Raw genomic sequence first — 249 nt, forward strand, 5'->3', positions numbered from 1 at the left:
GTCGTGATCGCGACGAAGCGGCTCGCCGAGCCCGCGGATCCGGTGCTGCTCCCCGACGCGAACCGCACCGAGATCCGCCGCGAACGCGAGCGCGTCGAGCGGGCGGCCGGCACCCGCCGCATCGCGATCTACACGATAATGGGGGCGATCGTCGCCGTCGGCCTCTTCTTCCTGCCGTTCGGCACGGGCTGGATGGAACCGGAGGCCCTCTACAAGGCCCACCTCTGGCTCCCGTCCTGGTTCCTGTAG

1 protein-coding gene is annotated in these 249 nt (G+C 70.3%); it reads left to right on the forward strand.

Annotation, left to right across the window (positions count from 1 at the left end):
* On the forward strand, positions 1 to 249 hold a 249-nt coding region (locus SB658_RS26170; RefSeq protein WP_410603399.1), incomplete at its 5' end, for a hypothetical protein.

This window comes from Bacillus sp. SIMBA_008 (assembly GCF_046535495.1).
Lineage (GTDB): Bacteria > Bacillota > Bacilli > Bacillales > Bacillaceae > Bacillus > Bacillus subtilis.